This is a genomic window from Streptomyces sp. NPDC107498 (assembly GCF_055582805.1).
Window position 1 is genome coordinate 209,438 of record NZ_JBVJPE010000010.1, and the last position, 23,171, is coordinate 232,608.

General features: G+C 74.9%; 18 protein-coding genes. 12 read left to right on the forward strand and 6 right to left on the reverse strand.

Features of this window, described 5'->3' with window-relative positions; translation table 11 throughout:
• Positions 1–5 precede the first annotated feature (5 nt).
• The 5 genes from cbiQ to ACZ66Z_RS19810 all read left to right on the forward strand — a co-directional run bounded on the left by cbiQ (position 6) and on the right by ACZ66Z_RS19810 (position 5,861).
• Complete coding sequence (cbiQ, locus tag ACZ66Z_RS19790; RefSeq protein ID WP_469935608.1) at positions 6–755, forward strand: cobalt ECF transporter T component CbiQ; 750 nt, start codon at positions 6–8, stop codon at positions 753–755.
• Complete coding sequence (locus ACZ66Z_RS19795) at positions 752–1,624, forward strand: ATP-binding cassette domain-containing protein (RefSeq protein WP_469935610.1); 873 nt, start codon at positions 752–754, stop codon at positions 1,622–1,624. The genes cbiQ and ACZ66Z_RS19795 overlap by 4 nt, the downstream gene beginning before the upstream one ends.
• Positions 1,625–1,753: 129 nt before the next feature.
• Entirely contained in the window at positions 1,754–3,769 is a 2,016-nt protein-coding gene (locus ACZ66Z_RS19800; protein WP_469935612.1) for an oxidoreductase, read from the forward strand.
• A 46-nt stretch (positions 3,770–3,815) separates the two neighbouring features.
• A complete protein-coding gene (locus ACZ66Z_RS19805) occupies positions 3,816–4,355 on the forward strand; it encodes a PadR family transcriptional regulator (RefSeq protein ID WP_469935614.1) in 540 nt (179 codons plus the stop codon).
• A 111-nt stretch (positions 4,356–4,466) separates the two neighbouring features.
• Positions 4,467–5,861 carry an NAD(P)/FAD-dependent oxidoreductase gene (locus tag ACZ66Z_RS19810; protein ID WP_469935616.1) on the forward strand — a complete coding sequence of 465 codons (1,395 nt, stop codon included), beginning with the start codon at positions 4,467–4,469 and terminating at the stop codon, positions 5,859–5,861.
• A gap of 67 nt (positions 5,862–5,928) precedes the next feature.
• On the opposite strand, the gene ACZ66Z_RS19815 is transcribed toward ACZ66Z_RS19810, so the two are convergent.
• From ACZ66Z_RS19815 to ACZ66Z_RS19825, 3 genes are all read right to left on the reverse strand, one after another.
• Positions 5,929–7,530, reverse strand: coding sequence for an alpha/beta fold hydrolase (locus tag ACZ66Z_RS19815; protein ID WP_469935618.1), 1,602 nt, complete (start codon positions 7,528–7,530; stop codon positions 5,929–5,931).
• 12 nt (positions 7,531–7,542) lie between these two features.
• The gene (locus ACZ66Z_RS19820; RefSeq protein WP_469935620.1) at positions 7,543–9,168 is read right to left on the reverse strand and encodes an alpha/beta fold hydrolase; all 1,626 of its coding nucleotides are present in this window, start codon (positions 9,166–9,168) and stop codon (positions 7,543–7,545) included.
• A 151-nt stretch (positions 9,169–9,319) separates the two neighbouring features.
• Positions 9,320–10,660, reverse strand: coding sequence for a DUF2252 domain-containing protein (locus tag ACZ66Z_RS19825; protein WP_469935622.1), 1,341 nt, complete (start codon positions 10,658–10,660; stop codon positions 9,320–9,322).
• A 183-nt stretch (positions 10,661–10,843) separates the two neighbouring features.
• Here ACZ66Z_RS19825 and ACZ66Z_RS19830 point away from each other — a divergent pair, with 183 nt between their 5' ends.
• Positions 10,844–11,599: a GntR family transcriptional regulator gene (locus tag ACZ66Z_RS19830; protein ID WP_469935624.1), complete on the forward strand. Its 756-nt coding sequence runs from the start codon at positions 10,844–10,846 to the stop codon at positions 11,597–11,599.
• A gap of 93 nt (positions 11,600–11,692) precedes the next feature.
• Here the strand turns inward: ACZ66Z_RS19830 and ACZ66Z_RS19835 are convergent, their stop codons facing one another.
• Positions 11,693–13,225, reverse strand: coding sequence for an amino acid permease (locus ACZ66Z_RS19835; protein WP_469935626.1), 1,533 nt, complete (start codon positions 13,223–13,225; stop codon positions 11,693–11,695).
• Between the two features lie 62 nt (positions 13,226–13,287).
• A complete protein-coding gene (locus ACZ66Z_RS19840) occupies positions 13,288–14,262 on the reverse strand; it encodes a hypothetical protein (RefSeq protein WP_469935628.1) in 975 nt (324 codons plus the stop codon).
• A gap of 303 nt (positions 14,263–14,565) precedes the next feature.
• Between ACZ66Z_RS19840 and ACZ66Z_RS19845 the strand changes: the two genes are divergently transcribed.
• From ACZ66Z_RS19845 to ACZ66Z_RS19865, 5 genes are all read left to right on the forward strand, one after another.
• Positions 14,566–16,128 carry an FGGY family carbohydrate kinase gene (locus ACZ66Z_RS19845; RefSeq protein ID WP_469935630.1) on the forward strand — a complete coding sequence of 521 codons (1,563 nt, stop codon included), beginning with the start codon at positions 14,566–14,568 and terminating at the stop codon, positions 16,126–16,128.
• Entirely contained in the window at positions 16,125–17,585 is a 1,461-nt protein-coding gene (locus ACZ66Z_RS19850) for an FAD-dependent oxidoreductase (RefSeq protein WP_469935632.1), read from the forward strand. The genes ACZ66Z_RS19845 and ACZ66Z_RS19850 overlap by 4 nt, the downstream gene beginning before the upstream one ends.
• A 170-nt stretch (positions 17,586–17,755) precedes the next feature.
• Entirely contained in the window at positions 17,756–18,970 is a 1,215-nt protein-coding gene (locus tag ACZ66Z_RS19855; protein WP_469935634.1) for an FAD-dependent oxidoreductase, read from the forward strand.
• A gap of 78 nt (positions 18,971–19,048) precedes the next feature.
• Positions 19,049–19,525, forward strand: a complete 477-nt coding sequence (locus ACZ66Z_RS19860; RefSeq protein WP_469935636.1) for an NUDIX hydrolase — start codon at positions 19,049–19,051, stop codon at positions 19,523–19,525.
• Between the two features lie 408 nt (positions 19,526–19,933).
• Positions 19,934–20,179 carry a hypothetical protein gene (locus ACZ66Z_RS19865; protein WP_469935638.1) on the forward strand — a complete coding sequence of 82 codons (246 nt, stop codon included), beginning with the start codon at positions 19,934–19,936 and terminating at the stop codon, positions 20,177–20,179.
• Positions 20,180–20,212: 33 nt separating this feature from the next.
• Here the strand turns inward: ACZ66Z_RS19865 and ACZ66Z_RS19870 are convergent, their stop codons facing one another.
• Positions 20,213–21,466 (reverse strand): cytochrome P450 family protein, encoded by a 1,254-nt coding sequence (locus ACZ66Z_RS19870; RefSeq protein ID WP_469935640.1) that lies wholly within the window; start codon positions 21,464–21,466, stop codon positions 20,213–20,215.
• 363 nt (positions 21,467–21,829) lie between these two features.
• On the opposite strand from ACZ66Z_RS19870, the gene ACZ66Z_RS19875 reads away from it, so the two are divergent.
• The gene (locus ACZ66Z_RS19875) at positions 21,830–23,068 is read left to right on the forward strand and encodes a D-alanyl-D-alanine carboxypeptidase family protein (RefSeq protein ID WP_469935642.1); all 1,239 of its coding nucleotides are present in this window, start codon (positions 21,830–21,832) and stop codon (positions 23,066–23,068) included.
• Positions 23,069–23,171 lie beyond the last annotated feature (103 nt).

The following is a 23,171-nucleotide window of genomic DNA, read 5'->3' on the forward strand; positions in this document are numbered from 1 at the left end:
CGCCGATGCTGCCGATCGACGCGGCGGCGCACAGCAGTCGCTGGCGCCGCCGCCATCCCGTGGAGAAGGCCGTCCTCGGCTTCGGTCTGACGCTGTGCGCGGTGTGTCTGCCGCCGTGGCCGGGCGCCCCGCTCGTGGCGGCGGCCACGCTCGCGGTGCTGCTCGGTCCGGCCGGCGTGCCGGGCCGTCAGCTGTGGCGGGCGTTCCGCATCCCGCTCGGCTTCTGTGTGACGGGGGCGGTTCCGCTGCTCTTCGAGGTGGGCGGCGCGCGCGGGCTCGTGGCGCTCGCGCCCGACGGTCCCGCGCACGCGGGCGAGCTGCTGCTGCGGACCGCCTCGGCCTCGCTGGGGGTGCTGCTCTTCGCCTTCACCACGCCGGTGTCCGACGTGCTGCCCCGGCTCGTCCGGGCGGGCGTCCCGGCGCCCGTGGTGGACGTGGCGCTCGTGATGTACCGGATCATCTTCCTGCTGCTCGACTCGCTGACGAAGATCCGGCAGGCCCAGGCGGCCCGGCTCGGGCACACCACCCGGGCCGCGACCTGGCGTTCGCTCGCCGGGCTCGGCGCGACGACGTTCGTGCGGGCCTTCGACCGGGCGCAGCGCCTGCAGTCCGGGCTCGCCGGGCGCGGTTACGACGGGACGCTGCGGGCCCTGGTGCCGGCCTGCGCGGTCTCCCGGCGGTTCCTCGCGGCGACGGGCGTGCTCCTCACGGGGCTCGTCGCCCTCACCCTCGTACTGGAAAGGTCCCTTCCGTGACGTCTCCGAGGCCGACGAACCCCGTCGTGGAGCTGGTGAAGGCGGGTTTCGCCTACGAGGACGGGCCAGCGGTCCTTTCGGGGGTGGACTTCGCGGTGGCGGAGGGGCGCGCGATCGCGCTCCTCGGCCGCAACGGCAGCGGCAAGACGACGCTGCTGCGGCTCCTCAGCGGGGGGCTGCGGTGCGGGAGCGGGGCGCTGCTCCTGGACGGGGCCGAGGTGGCGTACGACCGGAAGGGGCTGACCCGGCTGCGGACCACCGTGCAGCTGGTCGTGCAGGATCCGGACGACCAGCTGTTCGCGGCCTCGGTCGGCCAGGACGTGTCGTTCGGTCCGACGAACCTGGGGCTGCCGGAGGAGGAGGTGCGGCTCCGGGTGCGGGAGGCCCTGGAGGCACTGGACATCGTGGCCCTGGAGGACCGGCCGACGCATCTGCTGTCGTACGGGCAGCGGAAGCGGGCCGCGATCGCGGGCGCCGTGGCGATGCGGCCCCGGGTGCTGATCATGGACGAGCCGACGGCCGGGCTCGACCCGCACGGGCAGGAGCGGCTGCTCGACGCCCTCGCGCGGCTGCGGGAGGCGGGGACGACGGTGGTGATGGCGACGCACGACGTGGATCTGGCCCTGCGCTGGGCCGACGAGGCGGCGGTGCTCTCCCCCGCCGGTCTGCGCACCGGTCCGGTCGCCGCGCTCCTCGCGGACGACGACCTGCTGGCCGCGGCCCGGCTGCGCCGGCCCTGGGGCACGTCGGTGGCCCGTGTCCTGCGGGCCCACGGCCTGCTGGGCGCGGACGCGGGGGAGCCCCGGACGCCGGAGGACCTGGACGCGTGGCTCGCGGCCGGGGTGGCCGGGCCCCGCCGTTCCTCCTGAGGCGCCCGCCCGGGTCTTCGCCACCGAGTAGTGGACATCACTCCCGGATTCTTCTGCAACTAGTTGCAGAAGGCGTGCGGGGTCGCCTAGAACTGGGGTCGACGACCCCTGCGCGAGGAGGCGCCCCCCATGACCCCGTACCCGCACCTGCTGAGCCCGCTCGACCTCGGGTTCACCACCCTGCCCAACCGGGTGATCATGGGGTCGATGCACGTCGGCCTGGAGGAGACCGAGCACGGCTTCGAGCGCATGGCCGCCTTCTACGCCGAGCGCGCCCGGGGCGGCGTGGGGCTCATCGTCACCGGCGGCATCGCGCCCAACGAGGCCGGCCGCCCCTGGGACGGCGGGGCCAAGCTGACCACCGCCGAGGAGGTCGCCGAGCACCGGCTGATCACCGACGCCGTGCACGCCGAGGGCGGCCGGATCGCGATGCAGATCCTGCACTTCGGCCGCTACGCCTACCACGCCGGGCTCGTCGGCCCCAGCCCGATCAAGGCGCCCATCAGCCCCTTCGTGCCGAACGAGCTGACCGACGCCGAGGTCGAGCAGACCGTCGAGGACTACGCGCGCTGCGCCGAGCTGGCCAAGGAGGCCGGGTACGACGGCGTCGAGGTGATGGGCTCCGAGGGCTACCTCGTCAACGAGTTCATCGCCGCCGCCACCAACCGGCGCACCGACCGCTGGGGCGGCTCGTACGAGAACCGGGTCCGCTTCCCGCTGGAGATCGTCCGCCGGATCCGCGAGCGCGTCGGCGAGGACTTCATCCTCGTCTACCGCCTCTCCATGCTGGACCTCGTCCCCGGCGGCTCCACCCTGGAGGAGGTCGTCCGGCTCGCCGAGGAGATCGAGGCCGCGGGCGCGACCATCATCAACACCGGCATCGGCTGGCACGAGGCGCGCATCCCCACCATCGCCACCTCCGTGCCGCGCGGCGCCTACACCTGGGTGACGAAGAAGCTGATGGGCGCGGTCTCCGTGCCGCTCGTCACCTCCAACCGCATCAACACCCCCGAGGTCGCAGAGGAGATCCTCGCCGACGGCCGCGCCGACCTGGTCTCGATGGCCCGGCCGTTCCTCGCCGACCCCGCCTTCGTCGCCAAGGCGACGGCCGGCCGCGCCGACACCATCAACACCTGCATCGGCTGCAACCAGGCCTGCCTGGACCACACCTTCAACCTGAAGATCACCTCCTGCCTGGTCAACCCGCGCGCCTGCCACGAGACCGAGCTGGTCCTCTCCCCCACCCGCCTCGCCAAGCGCGTCGCGGTCGTCGGCGCGGGCCCGGCCGGGCTCTCCTGCGCGGTGGCGGCGGCCGGGCGCGGCCACTCCGTCACCCTCTTCGACGGGGCCGCCGAGATCGGCGGCCAGCTGAACGTCGCCAAGCGGGTGCCGGGCAAGGAGGAGTTCGACGAGACGCTGCGGTACTTCCGCGTCCAGCTCGCCGAGCACGGCATCGACGTCCGCCTGAACACGTACGTGTCGGCGGCCGACCTGGAGGGGTACGACGAGGTCGTCGTCGCCACCGGCGTCACCCCCCGCACGCCCGGCATCGCGGGTGAGGACCACCCGAGCGTCCTCAGCTACCTCGACGTGCTGCGGGACGGCGCCCCGGTCGGCGAGCGGGTCGCGATCATCGGCGCCGGCGGCATCGGCTTCGACGTCGCCGAGTTCCTCACGGACGGCGGCGAGGGCGCGAGCCGGGACCCCGAGACGTACTTCCGGCAGTGGGGCGTCGACACCTCCTACGAGAACCGGGGCGGACTGCGCGCGCCCGAGCGGAACGCGCCGCCGCGCCAGGTGCACCTGCTCCAGCGCAAGACCACCAAGGTCGGCGCCGGCCTCGGCAAGACGACCGGCTGGATCCACCGCACCGAGCTCAAGCACCGCGGGGTCACCATGGTGGCGGGCGTCTCCTACGAGCGGATCGACGACGCCGGCCTGCACGTCACGATCGACGGCGAGGCACAGGTCCTGCCCGTCGACACGGTCGTGCTCTGCGCGGGGCAGGAGCCGCGCCGCGACCTGTACGAGGAGCTGGTCGCCGCGGGCCGCCCGGCGCACCTCATCGGCGGCGCGGACGTCGCCGCCGAGCTGGACGCGAAGCGGGCCATCGACCAGGGCACCCGGCTCGCCGCCGCCCTGTGACGGCCGCTCCGTGATCACCGCGGCCGGCCGAACCTAGGATGCGAGCATGTCCCTCCCGCACGCGATTCTCACCGCGCTGCTCGAAAAGCCGTCCTCCGGCCTCGAACTGACGCGCCGCTTCGACAAGTCGATCGGCTACTTCTGGTCGGCCACGCACCAGCAGATCTACCGCGAGCTCGGGAAACTGGAGCAGGCGGGGCACATCCGCGCCCTGCCCGCTCCGGTGCCCGCGCGGGGGCAGAGGAAGGAGTACGAGGTGCTGCCCGCCGGGCGGGCGGAACTGAGCGACTGGGTCGCGCGGTCCGAGGACCCGAAGCCGTTCCGGTCCGCCCTGCTGCTGCGGATGCGGGCCGCGGCGATGGTCGGGGCGGCGGGCCTCCGGGCCGAGCTGGAGCGCCACCTCGCCCTGCACCAGGAGCAGTTGGACGAGTACCTCGCGATCGAGGCGCGGGACTTCCCGGCGGAGCGCCGCCGCACCGAACCGGACCGGCTGCGCCACGTCGTCCTGCGGGGCGGGGTGGACCTGGAGCGGTTCTGGGTGGAATGGCTGACGAACGCGCTGGCGGAGCTGGGACCGGAGGAGTAGGCCGCGCCCGGCGGGGCGGCGCCTCCCCGCCACCTCCGTGTGGGCGCGCGACGGCGCCCGTCCCGACGTGGATACTGGTCGGTTGTACTTCCACGACGCGAAGGGGCGGGTATGGCCGACGACTTGGGACACCGCGCGACACGACACGCGGTGGTCATCGGGGGAAGTCTCGCTGGACTGCTTGCCGCCCGGGTGCTCGCCGAGCACGCCGAGAAGGTGACGGTCGTCGAGCGCGACCGCTACCCGGAGGGACCCGAAGCCCGGCCGGGCGTCCCGCAGGGCCGACACCTGCACGTGCTCATCGCGGGCGGGCAGGACGCGTACGACGAACTGCTCCCGGGGTTCGTCGAGGAGCTGCGGGAGCTCGGCGCGCCCAAGGTGGGCATCCCGGAGGACATGGTCCAGTGGCAGAACGGCAGGTGGTTCCGCCGCAGCAGCGCGACCGCGCACTTCTACACCGGTCCGCGCCCCCAGCTGGAGTGGCTGGTGCGGCAGCGGGTCCTCGCCGACCCCCGGATCGAACTGGTCGAGGGCACCGAGACGGTGGGGCTGACCGGCGACTCCTCGCGCGTCCGGGGCGTCCGGCTGCGCGAGCGCGGCGCGGGGGCCGACAAGGAGCCCCGCGTCCTGGCGGCCGATCTGGTGGTGGACGCCTCCGGGCGGTCCACGAAGGCCCCGGACTGGCTCGCGGCGATCGGCGCGGAGGCCCCGCACGAGGAGACCCTCGACACGGGCCTCGCCTACGCCACCCGCGTCTACCGCGCCCCGGCCGGGGGCCCGGAGTCCGACGCGCTCGGCTACTACATCGTGCCCAACCCCGCCCAGGTGTACGCCGGTGTCGTGCTGCCCCTCGGCGACGGACGGCACCTGGTCACCCTCTCCGGGCTGCGCGGCGACGAACCGCCCACCGAGGAGGGCGCGTTCGAGGAGTACGCCAAGCGGCTGCCGCACCCGGTGGTCAGCGACTGGCTGGCCCGGGCGGAGCCCGAGTCCCCGGTCCACGGCTTCCGCAGGACCGCCAACATCCGGCGCTGGTACGACCGTCCGGGCCGCCGTCCGGCCGGTTTTCTCGCCACCGGCGACGCCTTGTGCGCCTTCAACCCGATCTACGGGCAGGGCATGGCCGTCGCCGCGCTCACGGCGCTCGCGCTGCGGCGGGCGCTGTCCGACCCCAAGCGCACCCCGACCACCCTCCAGGTGCAGCGGGCCCTGCTCGACGCCTCGAAGCAGGCCTGGGACATCTCGACGGGCGCCGACAAGAAGATGCCCGGCGCCACCGGTGACGCGGCGCGGCCCGGCCCGCTGGACAAGGCGGTCGGCTGGTACCTGAGCCGGGTGCAGGAGCGTGCGGCGGGCGACCCGGTCGTCGGTGCGGCCTTCCGCAGGGCGATCGGCCTCACCGCCCCGACGACGGTCCTGTTCGCCCCCGCCGTGGCACGGGCGGTGCTCTTCGGCCCGGTCCACGGAACACCGGCCGAACCGCCGCTGCGCCGTACGGGCGGCTAGCGGAACGGGGGGCGGCGGTGGCGGACCCGGCACCGCCGCCCCTCGGCCCGGCTCGTCCCGGCTCGACTCACGTGCCGATCTCGAACGCGGGCGGCCGGAGGCCCGCGAGACAGCTGGTGTCCGGTGCGGTCGGGCGGTCGAAGAAGGAGACGGTCATCGTCTGCGCGCACGTCGAGTCGGCGAAGACCACGTGGGCGACGTAGGGCACCGTGACGACGGTGGACCGGCTCAGCGTGCGGCCGACGTAGGCTCCGTTGCTCGGCGCGGTCTGGGCGTCGAAGCCGCCGGACAGGACGAGGGTCGGGATGTCGCTGTACGTCCTGCTCCTGACCGAGGGGTCCGCAGGGGGGACGTCCCAGGCACGGCAGTCGTCGTGGAGCCAGGCGAGCTGCGGGGCGTTGGCGAGGAGCGAGCGGGGGAACGACGGGAACGCGCGCCGCCCTCCCCGGATGATGTCCTCCTGGCTCTCGTACGGGGTCCACTCCCTGCAGAAGACGCCGTAGACGAGCCCGTGGGAGATCCGCCCCAGGGCCGCCGGGCTGTACTTGCCGCCCGCCAGCTGCGCGGCGATCCGCCGCGGGTTCCCGTGGGCCAGTTCGTCGATGGAGCGGGGCACGCCCTCCGCCAGGTGGGAGGCGGAGGTCAGCCAGTTCACCAGGGTTCCGCCGTCGATCACGACCTTCACCGGCGCCGGCTGACCGGGCACCGGGACGGTGGTGGAGACCGGCCGGGCTTCGAGGGCGACGACGAGGCGCTCGAAGGTGGTCTTCAGGTGCGGATAGCGGGTGTTGCAGGCGGGCTGCTCCGCGCACGCCTCGAAGATGCCGTCGAAGCCCTCTCGCGCGGCCTTCCAGGTCACGGCCCCGCCGGCCAGGGACGGCGGCAGGATGCCGTCGATGCCGACCGATCGGATGCCCTCCGGGTGCAGCCGCATGTACTGGAGCGCCAGATCGGTGCCGTACGAGATGCCGAACACGTTCCACCGCGGGACACCGAGCGCCTTGCGCAGGTCCGCGTAGTCGGCGGCGCTCTCCGTGTCGTCGTAGGCGCTGGGGTCGGCCCTGCGCGCCACCACCCGGTCACGGCACTCCCGCGTCTCGCGGACGTGCAGGCGTCCGGTGGACGGGGCGTCGGAGACGAGGCCGAGGGCGCGCGCGTTGAACCGGTCGATGGTGAGGCAGGTGAGCTCCGGGTCGGCCGAGTAGGTGCCCCGCTGGGACATGAAGATCAGGTCCCGGTCGCGGTTCAGGCCGCCGTCGAGCGCCATCGGGATCTCGGAGACCGCGTCGTCGCCGGGGCCGCCCGCGAGCCACACGATCGGGTCGCCGGCGTGCCTTTTCGTGGCCGCCGGGACGATCGCCACGGCGAGGGTGATCCTGCGCCCCCGGCCCTTGTCGTGCCCGTGGCGCTTCTCGGGGACGGTGAGCGTTCCGCAGTGGGCGTCCTTCAGGGCGGGGATCGGGTCCGCCGTCCTCGGGCAGGGCCCCGGGACGAAGCGGGCGTGACCCGCCGTCCGGGCGACGGTGCCGAGCGGCGCGGCCGGGCCGGACTCGGCGTGGGCGGGTGCCGTGACGAGGCCGGCGGCGAGGACGCCTGCGGTCGCCCCGGCGAGCACGGCCGGGAGCCGTAGCGCGGTGCGCCGGCGGTGGGGTGGTCGAAGGGACGTCATGGGGTCTCCGTGTCAGGGGGTGACGGTGAACGGTCGGGGCCGGAGTCCTGCCACGCAGCCGGTGTCGGGCGCGGTCGGACGGGCGAGGAAGGAGGCGAGGACGCTCGCCGCGCAGGGTGACCGGGGCACCACCCAGTGGCCGACGCCGGGGATCCGTACGGAGGTCGAGCCGGGCAGCGTGGCGGCCGCGACGTGCGCCCAGCTCGCGCCGGTCTTCAGGTCGAAGGTTCCGGAGAGGAGGAGCGTCGGGATCCTGCTGAAGGTGGCCACCCGCTGGATCGCGGTGCGGTCGGGGACGTTCCACGCCCGGCACACGTCGTACTCGAAGGGCAGCTGCGGCGGCTGCGCCAGGACCGAGTCCGGCCAGCCGGGGAAGTTCCGGCGCCCTGCCTCCAGCACGTCGTGCTCCGAGTAGCCGGGGGCCCATTCGGCGCAGGCCACCGACTGCGTCAGGCCGTGGGCGAACGCGCCGATGGCGGTCCCCACGTCGACGGCACGGGCCCGTGCGAAGCGCTCGGGGTTGCCGCGGGCGAGTTCGTCGAGTGCGGCGGGGACGTCGACGGCCTTGACGGTGTTGGCGACCAGGATGTTGACCAGCGCGCCCCCGTCGAGGTCGACCTTCACGGGGTTCCCGCCCCCCGGCGGCTGCGCCGTCAGCGTGAGGGGGTGCGCCTCCAGGCGGCGGACCTGCTGGTCGAGCGTGCGCCGGAGGTGCGGGTAGCGGCTCTTGCAGCGCGGCTGGGCCTCGCACGCCGCGAAGATCTCGCCGATCCCCTCGGCGGCGCTGTCCCAGGTCCAGGGCAGGTTCACCGCCTTGGGGGGCGCGAGCGAGTCGATCGCCACCGAGCGGATCCCCTGGGGGTGCAGACGCATGTAGGTGAGGGCGAGGTCGGTGCCGTACGAGTATCCGTAGACGTTCCACCGGTCGATGCCCAGCGCCTTGCGCAGGTCGGCGAAGTCCGCCGCGTTCTCGGTGGTGTTGTAGGAGCTCAGCCGGATCCCGTCTGCCGTGAGCCGGTCCCGGCACTCCTTGACCGCGCGCACCAGTCGCCGACCGGTCGAGGGCGCGTCGTAGCGCAGCCCCACGGCCTTCACGCCGAAGCGGTCGACCTCCGGGCAGGCGAGGTTCGGCTGCGAGTACCGCGCGCCGCGCTGGGCCATGACGATCAGGTCGTTGTTCCGGTTCACCCCGGAGCCGATGAGGAAGGGGATGCTGTCGAAGGCGTCACCGCCGGGTCCCCCTTCCATGAAGACGACCGGCTCGGCGGCCGGCCGGGTGGAGGTGGCCGGGATGATCGCGACGGCCAGCCGGACGGTCCGGCTCCGGCCGTGGTGGGAGCGGTTCTCGGGCACCTCCAGGAAACCGCACCGGCCGGGGACCGGATCGGGCGTCTGCGGGCAGGCGGCGGGCACGAACCGCGCGGGGCCTCCGGGACGGGGCCCCTGGACGGGTGGTGACACCGGGTGGTCCGGTGTCGAACCGCGCCCCGTCCCAGGGGTGTTCGCCGCGGTCGGACCCGCAGCGCCCAGAAGGGTGAGTCCGGCCGCCGCGAGCGCGAGACCGGTGCGCGCGCCCCGGGAGCGCCGTCGGCCGTACGGGCGCCGGGCACGCGCTCGTACGGTGTCCTGTTCCGTCATGTGATCGGGTCTCCCTGTGGACCACGGTCGTCCCGACCGGGGCGACACCGCGTGGCTCGGCCCGCCACGGCGTGGTCCGGGCGGGCACTGCGCTCATCAGCCTGCGGTCGTGGTGGGGGGCCCACCACTCGTGGACTCCACTCGGAGCAGTTCAGGCACCCGGGGCCGCCGCCACCATGCCCGCGGCGATGGCCGCGCCGAGGGCCGCGTAGTCGTCGGCGTTCTGCCGGGCGTAGGCGAGCGCGAAGTCGGCCACGGCCCGGTCGAAGGCGTCCGAGCCCCCGAGGTAGGCGGCGATGGCGATGCGGTCGCCCGAGCGGGCGTGGGCGCGGGCCAGGGCCCGGCCGCAGAGCCGGGCGTAGTCCCGCAGGGCGGCCGGGGACATGGTCTCCACCTCGGCGGAGCCCTTCATGTCGCGCAGCTGGCGCCAGTAGAAGTGGCGCTGCTCGGGTCCGGTCATCCAGCCGAGGAAGATGTCGCTCGCGGCCTGGGTCAGCCGCTGGCCGCAGACGACCCGGCGGCCCTGGTGGGGGTAGGCGGTCGGCGCCAGGTACGGCTCCAGGACGGAGCGGCCGGCCTCCTTGACCTGGAGGATGAGCGGATCGGTGTCGTCACGCCCTTCGAGGAGGAGGACGAAGCAGCGGGTGCCGACGCTGCCGACTCCGACGACCTTGCGGGCCGCGTCGAGGAAGCGGTAGCGGTCGAGGAGGACGCGGCGCTCCTCGGCGAGGGAGCTGCGGTAGTCGCTGAAGACCTTGCCGAGGGTGACCCGGTCGACGTCCGTGGCCCGTTCGAGCAGCGGCGGGTCGTTCACGAGGTGCCGGTTCCCGGTCTCGTCGGTCTCGGTGAGCCCGGCGAGGGCCTGGAGGCTGGTGCGGCGGCGGGCCCGTTCGAGCCGGCGGACGAGGCGGGGACGCTCGGCGGCGCGGACGAGGGACAGCAGGTCGTCGGCGGCGATCCGCTCGTACCAGACGGCGAGTTCCCCGAGTCCGGCGAGGCGGCGCATGTGGGTGCGGTACGACTCGACGGCGACGAGCGCGGCGCGGTGGGCCTTGGGCTTGGCGCTGCCGTTCTGGAGGGCGGCGACGGCGACGCTGGCGGCGAGCCTCTTCACGTCCCACTCGAAGGGGCCGGGGAGGGTCTCGTCGAAGTCGTTCACGTCGAAGAGGAGCGTCCGTTCGGGTGAGGCGTACACCCCGAAGTTGAGGAGGTGGGCGTCGCCGCACAGCTGGACGGTGAGCCCGGTGTGGGGGGCGGCGCCGAGGTCGGCGGCCATGACGGCGGCGGCGCCGCGCAGGAAGGCGAAGGGGGAGACCGCCATCCTGCCGTAGCGGAGGGGGACGAGGTCGGGGAGCCGGTCCAGGGCCTGGCGCTCCAGGACGTCCAGCGGATCCGGGCGCTGTGAGCTGGGTATCCAGCGGCCGTGGGAGGCGCGCGGGACGTGTTTGCGGGCCGCCCTGCCCCGCGCGGCGCGCTCCGACGGTGTCGTCATCCGGCCTCACCCGCCTTCTCCCGCCGCCGGGCGACCGGCCTGTCGCCTGGAACCTCATTACAAGGCGCCTCGCTCGTTTCGGCCACTCTGCCGGACCGGCCTGGCCAAATGGTTTAGACCAATGATAGGAATTGATCACCCAAACGGCCCATGCCGTCACGCTGAGCAAAGAGAGGGTTGATCATGGTCGAGCCCGATTCCGGGGCGTCGGAGACGCCGCTCTACCTCCGGGTCGCCGCCGCCCTGCGCGAGGACCTCGCCCGGCGGCGCATATCCCCCGGCAGCCGGCTCCCGTCGGAGCGAACGCTGTCCCAGCGCTACCGCGTCAACCGGCAGACCGTCCGCAGCGCGCTGCAACTCCTCAGGGACGAAAGGCTCGTGGTCACCGACCGGCGCGGCACCTTCGCCGCCGTCGACGGGACCGGGCCCGGGCCGGCCGCCCCCGTCGTCGCGGCCCGTCGGCCGACCTTCCCCGGCGGACCGCGGGCGGCCGAGGCACTCGTCCGGGCCTCGCTCACCTGGGAGCCGCCGCCCACCCCCCTGGCCTCACGGCTCCTGCTCACCCCCGGGGAACCGACCCTCGTCCACCGGCACACCGTCCTCGGACCCCACGGGTCGGCGCTCCAGCGGGCCGTGTCGTGGTTCTCCCGGCCGGCCCTCGCCGAAATCCCCCAGCTCTCCCGGTACCGCCGGGACAGGGACTGCCGCCAGCAGCCCGACCTGCGCCTCCTCTACCACTGGATGCACCAGGCGGGGCTGCGGATCACCCACCGCGAGTCGGTCGGCGTCCCGCCCGGGCCGGCCACGACGACGGTCGGCGGCGCCGCCCGGCTGCTCGTCCACCGGGTCGTCAGCGACCAGCACGGACACGCCCTGGAGATCACGGACATCGACTTCTCGGCCCGGTCGGCCCCCTGGACCTACGAGTTCAGCGCCTGACCCGGGAAGTGCCCTGCCCGTCAGGCCGGTCCACGGCACGTGAAGGGGCGTGTCCGATCCGATCGGACACGCCCCGGGGGCCGGGCTCCGTCGTCAGACGATGCCCTCGGCGATCTCGGCCTCCTCGCGGGCGGTTCCGTACGCGGTCGGCGTGCCGTACGAGCGGCGGGCGACGTACCACCAGACGCTGGCGAGGACGAGGACGACGGCGAGCGCGATCGCGGCGTAGTTCATGGTGTCGACGTTCACCGGGGACTTCTGCGGCAGGCAGAAGAGGACGGTCACGAACGCCACCCAGACGACGGCGATCCAGCCGATGGGCCTGCTCCATCGACCGAGGCTCCACGGGCCGGGGACGAAGCGCTTTCCGGCGCGCAGCCGCAGGTAGATGGGGATGGCGTACGCGGGGGTGATGCCGATGACGTTGATCGCGGTGACGGCGCCGTAGGCCGTGGCCGAGTACAGCGAGGGGACGGCGAGCAGTGCGGCCACGGCGACCGCGAGCCAGACGGCGGGGACGGGCGTCTGGGTGCTGCCGCTGACCTTGCGCCAGAGCGCCGAGCCGGGAAGGGCGTTGTCCCGGCTGAAGGCGAAGACCATGCGGCTGGCGGCGGCCACCTCGGCGTTGCCGCAGAAGAGCTGGGCGACGATCACCACGAGCAGCAGGGCGGCGGCGCCGCCGGAACCGAGCGCGTCCAGGAAGATCTGGGCGGGCGGGACGCCGGTGGCGCTGTTCTGCGTGGCCGCGTAGTCCTGGATCGCGAAGGTGAGTCCGGCGAGGAGCGCGAAACCGGCGAGCCAGGAGACCCAGATGGCCCGGACGATGCCCTTGGCGGCGGTGACGGAGGCGTTGGACGTCTCCTCGGAGAGGTGGGCCGAGGCGTCGTAGCCCGAGAAGGTGTACTGGGCGAGGAGCAGGCCGATCGCGGCGACGTAGAACGGGTTGGCCCAGCCGGTGTCGTTGACGAACTCGGTGAAGACGAACTCGACGGACTGGTGCCGGTCGGGGACGAAGGCGAGCGCGCCGACGATGACCGCGACGCCGATCAGGTGCCACCAGACGCTGACCGAGTTGAGGACGCTGACGAGGCGGACGCCGAAGAGGTTGAGTCCGGCGTGGAGCAGCAGGATCGCGAGGAAGATCAGGAAGGTGGAGCCCGCGGTGGGCACGAAGCCCCACTGGAGGTTGAGGAAGGCTCCGGTGAAGAGGGCGGCGCCGTAGTCGATGCCGGCGATGGCGCCGAGCAGGCCGAGCAGGTTCAGCCAGCCGGTGTACCAGCCCCAGCGGCGCCCGCCGAGCCGGTCGGCCATGTAGTAGAGGGCGCCGGAGGTGGGATAGGCGCTGGTGACCTCGGCGAGGGCGAGGCCCACGCAGAGGACGAAGAGGCCGACGCCGGCCCAGCCCCACAGCATGACGGAGGGGCCGCCGGTGCCCAGACCGAAGCCGTAGAGGGTCATGCAGCCGGAGAGGACGGAGATGACCGAGAAGCTGATCGCGAAGTTGCCGAAGCCGTCCATGCGGCGGGCGAGGACGGGCTGGTAGCCGAGCTCTCTGAGTCTCGCCTCCTCGTCCTGGGGCGGCGGTGGCTTGCGTATCGCGTCGATGGGCGCGTCGGTGCGGGACATGGGGACCTCCGGGGACGGGGGGAGCGGGGGTGGGGAGGAAGCGGGAGGAGGCGCGGGGCGCGTCAGCCGCCGAGACAACGGGCGCGGGCGCGCAGGAAGACCTCCTCGGCGAGGGCGCGGTCGTCCGGGTGGGCGGTGCGGTAGCCCCACGGGAGGGTCGTGTAGTACGGGCCGAGCGCCTCGAAGACCCGGGCCGCGTCGGCGAAGCGGAGGGCTCCGAAGAGGGCGTGCGCCAGGTGGTTGAGGTCGAGCAGCGAGGCCTCGTCGGTGGCGCAGAAGAGGAACCAGGTGTCCAGGGCGCGCTGGGCGTCGCGGACGGCGTCCTCGGCGACCCAGTGGAGGTCGAGGGCCCGCTCGTGGCCGCGCTCGCGCCGGTAGCGCTCGACGCGCACGTAGAGCGGGAGGGCGTGCAGGGCGGAGCCCACGGGCGCCGAACTTGCCGACCAGTGAGCGTAGTTGACGGCCTCGGAGAGGGGGCCGGACCGTCGGGCGTAGACGAACTGCAGCATGCGGTGGTGGGCCTCGCGGTTGTGCGGGTCGCGCTTCTCGACCTCGGCGAGCAGGCCCCAGGGCCCGGGCGGCAGCATGGGCGCCGGCGGGGTGAGCCGGTGCTCGGCCATGCGCTGGCGGCCGTCGAGGACGGCGAGGGCGATCAGGCCGATCCAGGGCACGGGGTCGGCGGGCGACCGGTCGGAGGCCTGGTGGCATGCGGTCAGGGCCTCCTGCCAGAGCTCCCGGGTGCGGGAGTGGCCGGCCCGGTGGGCGCGGACGGCGCGCTCGACGGCGACCCGGCTGTGCATCACGGCCGCGGCGGGGCTCTCGGGCTGCTCGGCGCGCCAGGCGGGGACGACGTCGCTGCCCGCGGCGACGGCGGCGAGGACCTGGGTGCGCCGGGTCCAGGCCTCCCAGTCGGAGGTCTCGTCGAGGAGACGCGCCATGGACACCCAGCGGCCGGTGCGTAAGTCCTGGACGGCGTTGCGCAGGGCGTGGTCGTGGCCCGCGGGGTGGTAGACGGGCCGGAATCCGTGTCCGGCCATCAGGGGGTGGGGCGTGGTGTGGGTGACATGGGTCCTCGGTGGATGGAGGGGGTGGTCAGTCCCCCGGCGGGCGTCCCGGCCGTTGATCGGCGATCACTATAGAGGGCTCTGGACGCGACCGGTCCACTTTCTTTTTCGACAGTAATTATTGAGCCAACGACTTGATTTGACTTTCCGTCAGCAGGAACGCGCGACCTGACGTGGTCGCCCGCCGAGCCTTGACGGAGCCCTCGCGCGGCGGCACGCTGACCCTTTTCGGTGACCGGACGATCACCGAGCGGATTCGAGCGAGGGGGCAGCGGGATGACGGGCGGAGCGGTACTCGCCGTCGACCAGGGCACGTCGGGCACGAAGGCCCTCGTCCTCTGCCCCGAGCGCGGTGTCGTCGGCACCGGGACGGCGCCCGTCCTGCCCCGCCACCTCCCCGGCGGTCTGGTCGAGGTCGACCCGCGTGAGCTGTACGACTCCGTGGTCGCCGCCGGGCGGGCGGCGCTCGCCGAGGCGGGCGTGCCGGTCGTCGCCGTGGGCCTCGCCAACCAGGGCGAGACCGTGCTCGCCTGGGACCCCGCCACCGGGGAACCGCTCACCGACGCCCTCGTCTGGCAGGACCGCAGGGCCGCCTCGGTCTGCGCCGGCCTCGACGACCGCGCCGAGGAGCTGCGCCGCCTCACCGGGCTTCCGGTCGACCCCTACTTCGCCGCGCCCAAGATGGCCTGGATCCGCCGCCACGCCACCGGCGCCGGAGTGGTCACCACCAGCGACGCCTGGCTCGTCCACCGGCTCACGGGCGCGTTCGTCACGGACGCCGCGACCGCGGGCCGGACCGGTCTCCTCGACCTCGACGCGGTCGCCTGGTCGGAGACCGCCCTCGACCTGTACGGACTCGGCGGCGAGGCGCTCCCCCGGGTCGTGGACTGCGACGCCCCGGTCGGCACCACGACCGCCTTCGGCCCCGCGCTGCCGCTCACCGGCCTCCTGGTGGACCAGCAGGCGGCGCTGCTCACGCAGAGCGCGGACGACCCCGCCGCCGCCAAGTGCACCTACGGCACCGGGGCCTTCCTCCTCGCGCAGACCGGCCCCGAACCCCGGCGCACCGCCTCCGGTCTGGTGAGCTGCGTGGCCTGGCGGCTCGGCGGGCGCGTCACCCACTGCCTCGACGGGCAGGTGTACACGGTCGCCTCGGCCGTGCGCTGGCTCACCGACCTGGGCGTGATCGCCGGTGCCGGGGAGCTGGACGCGGTCGGCGCCGGCGTCCCGGACGCCGGCGGCGTCACCTTCGTCCCCGCGTTCGCGGGGCTCGCCGCGCCCTGGTGGCGGGGGGACGTGCGCGGCTCGCTCACCGGCCTCGGCCTGGACACCGGGCCGGGCCATCTGGTGCGCGCCCTGTGCGAGGGCATCGCCGCCCAGGTCGTGGAGCTCGCCTCGGCCGCCGCCTCGGACCGGGGCGCGCCGCTGACCTCGCTGCGCGCCGACGGCGGTCTGACCCGGTCGGCGCTGCTCATGCAGACCCAGGCCGATCTGCTGCAACTCCCCGTCGAGGTCTCCTCGCTGCCCGACGCCACGGCGCTGGGGGTCGGCGCGGTCGCCCGGCTCGGGCACCAGCCGGGGCTCACGCTCCGCGAGGCCGTGCCGGAGTGGAAGCCCTCGGCCGTGTACGAGCCCCGGATCCCGGCCGACGAGGCGGCGGCACGCCTGGCGCGCTTCCGCGCGGAGGTGTCGGCACTGGTGGAGCGGTCGGCGGGCGCGGGTGTCGGCGTCGGCGGGGTGGCCGTCGCGAGTGACGGCTTCGGCGGCGGGGGCGGCACGGGTGTCGGCTCCGGCGGCGGGAGCCTCGCGAGTGACGGCTCCGGCGGCGGGGGCGTATGAGCGTGACGCGGAGCGGGCCGCTGCCCGCCGGCGAGGCCGCGGAGTACGACGTCGTGGTCGTCGGCGCGGGCGTCGTCGGTTCCGCGATCGCCCGCACCCTGGCCCGCCATCCGCTGCGGATCGCGCTCGTGGAGGCGGCGAACGACGTCGGCGACGGCACCTCGAAGGCCAACACCGCCATCCTGCACACCGGTTTTGACGCCGTGCCCGGCACCCTGGAGGCCCGCCTGGTGCGCGAGGGACACCGCCTGCTCGGCGCGTACGCGCGGGAGGCGGGCATCCCGGTGGAGCCGCTGGGAGCGCTGCTCGTCGCCTGGGACGAGCAGCAGCGGGCGGCGCTCCCCCGGCTCGCGGAGAAGGCGGAGCGCAACGGCCACCGCACCACGCGGCTGCTCGCGGCCGACGAGCTCGCCGCCCGCGAGCCGCACCTGGGCCGCGGTGCGCTGGGTGCCCTCGAGGTGCCGGGCGAGTCCGTGATCTGCCCGTGGACGACCACCCTCGCGTATGCCACGCAGGCCGTCCGCTCCGGGGTGGACCTGCATCTGAACTGCCGGGTGGAGAAGGTGCGTCCGGGCGATCCGTACCACCGGCTCGTCACCCGGCGCGGGGTGCTGCGGGCGCGCCTCCTCGTGAACGCCTGCGGTCTCCACGCCGACGCGTTCGACGCGCTGGTCGGCCGGGAGGACTTCACCGTCACCCCGCGCCGGGGCCAGCTGCTCGTCTTCGACAAGTTCGCCCGCGACCTGGTCCGCCACATCCTGCTGCCGGTGCCCGGACCGCTCGGCAAGGGCGTGCTCGTCTCGCCGACGGTGTACGGGAACGTCATGCTCGGGCCCACCGCCGAGGACCTGGACGACAAGACCGCCACGGGCACGACGGCGGAGGGGCTCGCCGGGCTGCGCGAACAGGGCGGCCGGATCCTTCCCGCGCTCCTCGACGAGGAGGTCACCGCCGTCTACGCGGGGCTGCGGGCCGCCACCGGACAGGAGGACTACCGGATCGCCGCCCACCCCGGGCTGGGGTACGTGACGGTGGGCGGGATCCGTTCCACCGGACTCACCGCGTCCCTGGCCATCGCCGAGCACGTGCTCGGCCTCCTCGCGGACTGCGGCCTCGACCCGGGACCGGTCCGTCCGCTCGCCCCGGTCCGGATGCCGAACCTCGGCGAGGCCTTCCCCCGCCCGTACCGGGACGCCGGACTCATCGCCCGCGAACCGGAGTTCGGGGCGATCGTCTGCCACTGCGAGCGGGTCACCCGGGGCGAGATCCGGGCCGCGCTCGCCTCGACGATCCCGCCCGGCGGCCTGGACGGGCTGCGCCGCAGGACGCGGGCCCGGGGCGGCCGCTGTCAGGGCCACCACTGCGGCGCGGAGGTGCGGGCGCTGTTCGAGGAGCGGGCGCGGGCGCGGGCACGAGAAGAGGACGGCGCGGCGCGGTCCGGGGAAGGGGCGCGGTGAGCCGGGTGGGCGGTACGGGGAGGGGGCGTCGTGACCCGGGCGGGGCGGTACGGGGAGGGGGCGTCGTGACCCGGGCGGGGCGGTGCAGGGAGGGGGCGTCGTGACCCGGGCGGGGCGGTGCAGGGAGGGGGCGTCGTGACCCGGGCGGGGCGGTACGGGGAGGGGGCGTCGTGACCCGGGCGGTCGACGTCCTCGTCGTGGGCGCGGGACCCGCCGGGCTCGCCGCGGCCGCACGGCTCGCGGCGGCGGGCGCGGGCCGGGTCGAGGTCCTGGAGCGGGAGGCGACGGCCGGCGGAGTGCCGCGCCACTGCTCCCGGCCGGGGTTCGGCGCGGACGCCCTGGGGCGCGCCCTGGACGGCCCGGCGTACGCGCGGCGCGCGGTGCGGAAGGCGCTGCGGGCGGGGGCGACGGTCCGGACCGGCGTCTCGGCCACCGGCTGGGCCGGGCCCCTCACCCTGGACGTCACCGCCCCGACCGGACTCGAACGCGTCCGGGCGGCCGCGGTGGTCCTCGCCACCGGGGCCCGCGAACGGCCCCGCAGCGCCCGGCTCGTCCCGGGCACCCGGCCCGCGGGGGTGCTGACCACGGGCGAGCTCCAGCGGACGGTCCTGCGCTTCGGCCCGCGACGGGAGCGCATCGGGCGCAGGGCGGTGGTCGTCGGCGGCGATCCGGTGGCCCGGGGCGCGGTGCGCACGCTGCGCGCGGCCGGGGTGGAGGTGGCGGCCGTCGTCGCCGAACGCGCCTGCCGTGCCGTGGCGTTCGCGGGAGCGCCGGTCCTCGCCGACGCGGTCGTGACGGAGCTCCTCGGACGCGGTCGGCTGACGGGGGTCGCGGTGCGGGGCGGGGACGGCCGGACGGCCGTGCTGCGGTGCGACACGGTGGTCTTCACCGGCGACTGGATCCCGGACCACGAGCTCGTCCGCGCCCGTGGGCTGCCGCTCGCGCCGGGCACCCGGGGCCCCGTGACGGACCATGGCTTCCGCACCGCCGAGCCCGGGGTCTTCGCCGTCGGCAACCTCCTGCGCGGGGTGGAACCGGCCCTCGTGGCCGCCGCCGAGGGACGTGCGGTGGCCGGGGCGGTGCTCGAACGACTCGGCGGCCGCCCCTGGCCCGTCACCGGGGTTCCCGTGGTGGCGACGGGCCCGCTGCGGTGGGTGGCGCCCGGTCTGCTGGGCCCGGCGGCCGCACCCCTGCTCGTGCGGACGGACCGGCGGCTCGCGCGCCCGGTCCTGACCGTCGCCCAGGACGGCGCCCCGCTGCGGCGGGAGCGGCTGGGCGGGTCGCTCGTCCCCTGGCGTTCGGTGCGGCTCGGGGCTCGGTGGACGAGCGGCGTGGACCTCGCGGGCGGCCCGGTGACGGTCGACGCGGAGGAGCAGGAAGAGTAGGGAGCAGGAGGAACGGGGGGACGGGGGCACGACCGCGGGGGGCTGCGGCGGCCGCACCCTTCGGTCAGACTGGGGCGCATGCCGGACAAGCGCAGTGCGGGTCTCCTGGTCTTCCGCCGTACGGCGGGCGGGGGCGTCGAGGTCCTCATCGGTCACATGGGCGGACCCTTCTGGGCGGCCCGCGAGGAGTCGGCCTGGTCGATCCCCAAGGGGGAGTACGGGCCCGACGAGGCTCCCGAGGCCGCGGCGCGCCGTGAGTTCCTGGAGGAGCTGGGCCTCCCCGCTCCCGACGGCGAGTGGGTCGACCTCGGCGAGGCCCGCCAGCGGAACGGGAAGCTCGTCACCGTGTGGGCCGTCGAGGGCGACCTCGACCCGGCCGGGGTGGTGCCGGGGACCTTCGTCATGGAGTGGCCGCCCCGGTCGGGCGTCCGGGAGGAGTTCCCGGAGATCGACCGGGTGGGCTGGTTCGCGCCGGAGGCCGCCGCTCCGCTGCTCGTCTCCGGGCAACGGGTGTTCCTGGAGCGGCTGGCGGCCCACCTCGACGGACGGGCCTGAGCCCCGTGGAGGCTCCTCCGGCCCGTCAGGGCCGTGGGGGGGGACCCGTAGGACGCGTTCGTGGCTCGGTCCGTCTCCTGTGGTCCTGCCGTCCGGTGACGGTCACTGCTGGATCGCCCTCGACCACCGGGTGTGCGGGGAGCGCGGGGAGCCGTCCGTGACGTGGTTCGACGTGGACGAGGGCACGGAGCTTCCGCCGGCGGCGGACTTCCGCACGTTCGTCGAGCGGCTGACCGCGTCCGAGTCGCTCGACCCCGGCTGACGCGGACGGCCGCCGGGCGGGGTGAGACGGACGGCCGAAACGTCGGTCAGACCCGGAGTCAGACCCCCGAACGACGCCAGGGACATCCTCACTGTCAGACCCGTACGAGAGGGTGTGAGCGCCGAACTGTCGAGAGGGAGCCCGACATGACCACGATCACCGCCAGCGAGCGCGCGGCCGCCCAGGCGTACCTGCGGCTGCTCGAATCCACGCAGGCCGTGCTGAGCGACCCGCAGCTCGCGCCGTACGCGGGGATGATGCTCACCCACCCGATGGCGGAGGCGGACGAGGCGCTCCGCGCCGCGGGCCTCGCCGGGAACGAGGACCGGCTGCTGCGCCTCGTCTCCTCCCTGCGGGCCTCTCCCGCGAGTGCCTGGGGGCGGACCGGCTGAGGACGGCGCGGCTCCGGCCCCGGAGCCGCGCGCTCAGACGCCCGGACGGACCGGGAGGGCCCGGACGCTGTTGCCGACGAAGCCGGAGTGGCGGGTCAGCTCCGCCTCCGGGACCGCCAGGTCCAGGCCGGGGAAACGGGTGAAGAGCGCTTCCAGGGCGATCGCGGCCTCCATCCGGGCGAGCGGGGCGCCCAGGCAGTAGTGGGGGCCGTGGCCGAGCGAGAGGTGCTTCACCGCCCCGGCGCGGGTGATGTCGAAGCGGTCGGCGTCCGGGCCGTGCGCCTTCGTGTCGCGGCCCGCCGCCGAGTATCCGGCGAGGACCGGGGTGCCCCGCGGGACGAGCGTGCCGTCCACGGTGAGGTCACGGGTGGGGTAGCGGAACGGGAAGTAGCTGACCGGGCTGTCCCAGCGGAGGGTCTCCTCCACCACGGCGGCCCAGTCGGCGCGGCCTTCGAGGACGAGGACGAGCTGCTCGCGGTGGGCGCAGAGCGCGCGGACCGCGTTGGTGACGAGGTTCAGGGTGGTCTCGTGGCCCGCGATGATCATCAGGAGCAGCGTGCCGATGAGCTCGGGCTGGCCGAGCCGGTCGCCGCCCTCGTCCCGGGCGGCGATCAGGGCGCTGGTGAGGTCGTCGCCGGGCGCGGCGGCCTTGTCGGCGGCGATGGCGCCCAGGAGCTCGACGAGCTCGCGGTTGGCGGCGACGGCCCGCGCGGGCTCGGTGTCGGTGGCGACGACCAGGCTGGAGAGGTGGTGCAGCCGGTCCTGGTGGACCGGGTCGACGCCGAGGAGTTCGCAGATGACGCCGAGCGGCAGGGGCAGCGCGTAGTGGCGGCGCAGATCGGCGACGCCGTCGCCGGCGCGGGCGGCTTCCGCGAGTCCGTCGAGGAGGCCGGCGGTGACGGCCTCGACGCGGGGGCGGAGCTCCTCCACCCGGCGGGCGGTGAAGGCGCTGCTGACGAGGGTCCGCAGCCGGCGGTGGTCGGCTCCGTCGGCGGTGGCCATGCCGGGCACGGTGGCGAAGGTCCGCAGCGGCCAGCCGTCGGGTATGCGGCCCTCGGCGAGGGCGGTGAAGTGCTGGGGGCCCTTGGCGACGTCGGGGTGGGAGAGGAAGTCGCGCAGCGCGTCGTGGCCGAGCACCGCCATGCCCTCGATCCCGCCGGGCAGCACCACGGGGGCCACGGCGCCCTCGGCGAGCAGCCGGGCGTTCGCCGCGTGGGGGCAGCCACCGGCCGGGTCCATGCGGTACGGGGGGCGGCCGGCGGGCGGGGTGGTGGGCGGTGTGTTCAAGGAAGGGCTCCTGACTGCGGGGGGCCGTCTCGGCGCGTGAGCGGTCAGATCCTACGGTCAACGCCGCGTCATCCGTATGGAGTTGCCACCCCTCGTGGTGACCGGTCGCTCCACCGGGGCGCCGCCCCTCCGGGTTCCGTTGTGGGCAGTCGTTCCGCCGGGGGCCCCCTCGCCCAGCGGGACGATTGCCCCCACGGAGGTGCGGGAAGGGCACCGCCCCGTCGGGCGCGGGTCACGCAACGGGGATCGGGGCGGCGTCCGCCACTCGGGCGGGTGCACGACGCGCCGCCGTACGCCACACCTGGTACGCCGGTCGGCGCACTCCGATCTGCGCGGTCCGCACCGCCTTCCTACGGTGACTGAATGATCGTCACGTCAGCTGTCCGTCATGCCGCCGCCGGTTCCGCGGCGCTGCTGTTCGTGCTGCCCGTTCCCGCGGCCGCCGCCTCTCCCGTCACGCTCACCGCCTCCGTCGGGGAGCCCACGCCGCCCGCGCGCCGGCACGTCGACCCGGCGCGCCTCGACCGGCAGGGCACGCAGGTGCAGCGGTTGCCGGGAGCGCCTTCCGTGCCGTCGGTCTCCGCGCTGTCGTGGGTCGTGGCGGACGCCTCCTCGGGCGAGGTGCTCGCCGCGCGGAACGCGCACCGGAAGCTGCCTCCGGCCAGCACCCTCAAGGCGCTGTTCGCGCTCACCGCGCTCCCCCACCACGGGCCGTCCGAGCGGCACACCGTGGCCGATGCCGAGCTGACCGGGATCGGGGCCGGCAGCAGCCTGGTCGGGGTGAAGGAGGGGTACACGTACAAGGTCGCGGACCTGTGGAACGGCGTCTTCCTCAGCTCGGGGAACGACGCCGTGCACGTCCTGGCGGCGATGAACGGCGGCTGGGAGTCGATGACCCGGCAGATGCAGGAGAAGGCCCGCTCCCTGGGCGCCGAGGACACCCACGTGGTCTCCCCCGACGGGTACGACGCCCCCGGCCAGGTGTCCTCCGCGTACGACCTGGCGGTGTTCGGCCGGGCCGGGCTCCAGGACCCGGACTTCGCCCGGTACTGCTCGACGGCGTACGCGGACTTCCCGGCGGGCTCCTGGTCGTACGGCATCGCCAACACCAACCGGCTCCTGACGGGCGCGGACGGGGTGGGCCGCTACCCGGGGCTCCTCGGGATCAAGAACGGCTACACGAGCCACGCGGGCAACACCCTGATCTCGGCGGCCCGGCGCGGTGACCGGACGCTCGTCGTCTCGGTGATGAACCCTCAGGAGGGCGGCGGGTTCGCCGTGTACGAGGAGGCGCGGTCGCTGCTCGACTGGGGCTTCGAGGCCGCGGGCCGGGTGCGTCCGGTGGGCTCGCTCGCGCCGGTGCGGGCGAAGGCCGCGGCCGCCCCGGACACGCGGGCCGTGTCGGTGGCCCGGCAGGGACGCGGCGCGGAGGCGGCGGCGCCCCGGCCCGGGGCCGGGGCGCCGGCCGCGCCCGCGAAGAGGTCCGGGGAGGCGAAGTCCCCGGGCCCGTCGGCCGGCCTTCCGCTGACCCTGGTGGGCTCGGCCTGCGCCGCCGCGCTCGCCCTGTGGGGGTGGCGGCGCAGGACGGCCCGCCGGGCCTGACGGACCGCCGGCCGTGCGGCGCCACTGGAGACACCGGACCCGGGTCGTGCCGGCGACGGTTCGGTGGGCGCCGCACGGTCCGGCTCCTAGCCTGCGGGAACAC

What these genes read in the sequence shown, in the direction of transcription:
- cbiQ (WP_469935608.1), top strand. Translation starts at nt 6, where the DNA reads ATGCTGCCGATCGACGCGGCGGCGCACAGCAGTCGCTGGCGCCGCCGC.
- ACZ66Z_RS19800 (WP_469935612.1), top strand. Translation starts at nt 1,754, where the DNA reads ATGACCCCGTACCCGCACCTGCTGAGCCCGCTCGACCTCGGGTTCACC.
- ACZ66Z_RS19805 (WP_469935614.1), top strand. Translation starts at nt 3,816, where the DNA reads ATGTCCCTCCCGCACGCGATTCTCACCGCGCTGCTCGAAAAGCCGTCC.
- ACZ66Z_RS19810 (WP_469935616.1), top strand. Translation starts at nt 4,467, where the DNA reads ATGGCCGACGACTTGGGACACCGCGCGACACGACACGCGGTGGTCATC.
- ACZ66Z_RS19815 (WP_469935618.1), bottom strand. Translation starts at nt 7,530, where the DNA reads ATGACGTCCCTTCGACCACCCCACCGCCGGCGCACCGCGCTACGGCTC.
- ACZ66Z_RS19820 (WP_469935620.1), bottom strand. Translation starts at nt 9,168, where the DNA reads ATGACGGAACAGGACACCGTACGAGCGCGTGCCCGGCGCCCGTACGGC.
- ACZ66Z_RS19825 (WP_469935622.1), bottom strand. Translation starts at nt 10,660, where the DNA reads ATGACGACACCGTCGGAGCGCGCCGCGCGGGGCAGGGCGGCCCGCAAA.
- ACZ66Z_RS19830 (WP_469935624.1), top strand. Translation starts at nt 10,844, where the DNA reads ATGGTCGAGCCCGATTCCGGGGCGTCGGAGACGCCGCTCTACCTCCGG.
- ACZ66Z_RS19835 (WP_469935626.1), bottom strand. Translation starts at nt 13,225, where the DNA reads ATGTCCCGCACCGACGCGCCCATCGACGCGATACGCAAGCCACCGCCG.
- ACZ66Z_RS19840 (WP_469935628.1), bottom strand. Translation starts at nt 14,262, where the DNA reads ATGGCCGGACACGGATTCCGGCCCGTCTACCACCCCGCGGGCCACGAC.
- ACZ66Z_RS19845 (WP_469935630.1), top strand. Translation starts at nt 14,566, where the DNA reads ATGACGGGCGGAGCGGTACTCGCCGTCGACCAGGGCACGTCGGGCACG.
- ACZ66Z_RS19850 (WP_469935632.1), top strand. Translation starts at nt 16,125, where the DNA reads ATGAGCGTGACGCGGAGCGGGCCGCTGCCCGCCGGCGAGGCCGCGGAG.
- ACZ66Z_RS19860 (WP_469935636.1), top strand. Translation starts at nt 19,049, where the DNA reads ATGCCGGACAAGCGCAGTGCGGGTCTCCTGGTCTTCCGCCGTACGGCG.
- ACZ66Z_RS19865 (WP_469935638.1), top strand. Translation starts at nt 19,934, where the DNA reads ATGACCACGATCACCGCCAGCGAGCGCGCGGCCGCCCAGGCGTACCTG.
- ACZ66Z_RS19875 (WP_469935642.1), top strand. Translation starts at nt 21,830, where the DNA reads ATGATCGTCACGTCAGCTGTCCGTCATGCCGCCGCCGGTTCCGCGGCG.